Genomic DNA, 2,468 nt, shown 5'->3' on the forward strand with positions numbered 1-2,468 from the left:
GGAGGGGACCGCGGTGGGGCCCGGGGCCGTCGGCGGATCGGTCGGTGCCCGGCCCCCGTCCGGGCCTCCGGACGTCCCTGGGGTCCGACTGTCAGTGGTACGTGGCAGGATCGGGGTCGTGGCAGAGACAGCATCGAAGAAGACCGACAGCACCCCCGGCGGCAGCCGTCCCCGGCTCATGCTCATGGACGGGCACTCGCTGGCCTACCGCGCGTTCTTCGCGTTGCCCGCGGAGAACTTCACGACGGCGACGGGCCAGCCGACCAACGCGATCTACGGCTTCGCGTCGATGCTGGCGAACACGCTGCGCGACGAGGCCCCCACGCACTTCGCGGTCGCGTTCGACGTCTCCCGCAAGACCTGGCGCTCGGAGGAGTTCACCGAGTACAAGGCGAACCGCTCGAAGACCCCGGACGAGTTCAAGGGCCAGGTCGAGCTGATCGGCGAGCTGCTCGACGCGATGCACGCCGCCCGCTTCGCCGTCGACGGCTTCGAGGCCGACGACGTCATCGCCACCCTCACCACCCAGGCCGAGGCCGAGGGCTTCGAGGTCCTCATCGTCACCGGCGACCGTGACTCCTTCCAGCTCGTCAGCGAGCACACCACCGTGCTCTACCCGACGAAGGGCGTCTCGGAGCTGACCCGGTTCACCCCGGAGAAGGTGTTCGAGAAGTACGGCCTCACCCCGGCCCAGTACCCGGACTTCGCGGCCCTGCGCGGCGACCCGTCCGACAACCTCCCCGGCATCCCCGGCGTCGGCGAGAAGACCGCCGCGAAGTGGATCAACCAGTTCGGTTCCTTCGCGGACCTCGTCGAGCGCGTCGAGGAGGTCAAGGGCAAGGCCGGGCAGAACCTCCGCGACCACCTGGAGGCCGTCAAGCTCAACCGCCGCCTCACCGAGATGGTCCGCACGGTCGAACTCCCCAAGGGCGTGGGCGACCTGGAGCGCGCCGCGTACGACCGCAAGGCCGTCGCGATGGTCCTGGACACCCTGGAGATCCGCAACCCCTCGCTGCGTGAGCGTCTGCTCGCCGTCGACCCGGGCGCCGAGGAGGCCGACACCGCCTCGCCGGCCGCCCCGGGCGTCGAGGTGGACGGCACGGTCCTCGCCTCCGGCGAACTGGCCCCCTGGCTCACCCAGCACAGCACGGACGTCCTCGGCCTCGCCACGGTCGACACCTGGGCGCTCGGCACCGGCTCGGTCGCCGAGGTCGCGCTGGCCGCCGCCGGGGGAGCGGCCGCCTGGTTCGACCCGACGCAGCTGGACGAGACCGACGAGACGGCATGGGCGACCTGGCTCGCCGACATCGCGCGGCCGAAGGTGTTCCACAACGCCAAGAGCGCGATGCGGGTCTTCGCCGAGCACGGCTGGACCGTGGACGGCGTCTCCATGGACACCGCCCTCGCCGCCTACCTGGTCAAGCCGGGCCGCCGCTCCTTCGACCTGGACGCGCTCTCCCTGGAGTACCTGGGCCGCGAGCTGGCGCCCGCCGCCACCGCCGACGGCCAGCTGGCCTTCGGCGCGGACGAGGGCGCCGAGGCCGACGCGCTGATGGTGCAGGCCCGCGCGATCCTCGACCTCGGCGAGGCGTTCGGGGAGCGGCTGGAGGAGGTCGGCGCGGCGGAGCTGCTGCGTGACGTGGAGCTGCCCACCTCCGCGCTGCTGGCCCGGATGGAGCGCCACGGCATCGCGGCGGACCGGGCGCATCTGGAGGCCATGGAGCAGATGTTCGCGGGCGCCGTGCAGCAGGCGGTGAAGGAGGCGCACGCGGCTGCGGGGCACGAGTTCAACCTGGGCTCGCCCAAGCAGCTCCAGGAGGTTCTCTTCGGCGAGTTGGGCCTGCCCAAGACCAAGCGCACGAAGACGGGCTACACCACGGACGCGGACGCCCTCGCCTGGCTGGCCGGCCAGACGGACAACGAACTGCCGGTCGTCATGCTCCGCCACCGCGAGCAGGCGCGGCTCCGGGTCACCGTCGAGGGCCTGATCAAGATGGTCGCGGCGGACGGCCGGATCCACACCACCTTCAACCAGACGGTCGCCGCGACGGGCCGGCTCTCCTCCGTCGACCCGAACCTGCAGAACATCCCCGTCCGTACCGACGAGGGCCGGGCCATCCGCCGCGGCTTCGTCGTCGGCGAGGGCTTCGAGTCGCTGATGACGGCGGACTACAGCCAGATCGAACTGCGCGTCATGGCCCACCTCTCCGAGGACGCGGGCCTGATCGAGGCGTTCACCTCCGGCGAGGACCTGCACACCACGGCCGCCGCGCAGGTGTTCGGCGTCGAGCAGTCCGCCGTCGACGCGGAGATGCGCCGCAAGATCAAGGCGATGTCGTACGGCCTGGCCTACGGGCTGTCCGCGTTCGGCCTCTCTCAGCAGCTGAACATCGAGGCGGGCGAGGCGCGGGCCCTGATGGACGCGTACTTCGAGCGGTTCGGCGGCGTACGGGACTATCTGCGCCGGG

Annotated in this window: 1 protein-coding gene; it reads left to right on the forward strand. The window is 71.6% G+C overall.

Features of this window, described 5'->3' with window-relative positions; all coding sequences use genetic code 11:
* Positions 1 to 118 precede the first annotated feature (118 nt).
* Positions 119 to 2,468 (forward strand): DNA polymerase I (gene polA / locus P1P70_RS43385; RefSeq protein WP_319247834.1); only part of this gene is annotated, 2,350 nt, incomplete at its 3' end.

This window comes from Streptomyces sp. MB09-02B (assembly GCF_033794485.1).
In the GTDB taxonomy this organism is placed as follows: Bacteria; Actinomycetota; Actinomycetes; order Streptomycetales; family Streptomycetaceae; genus Streptomyces.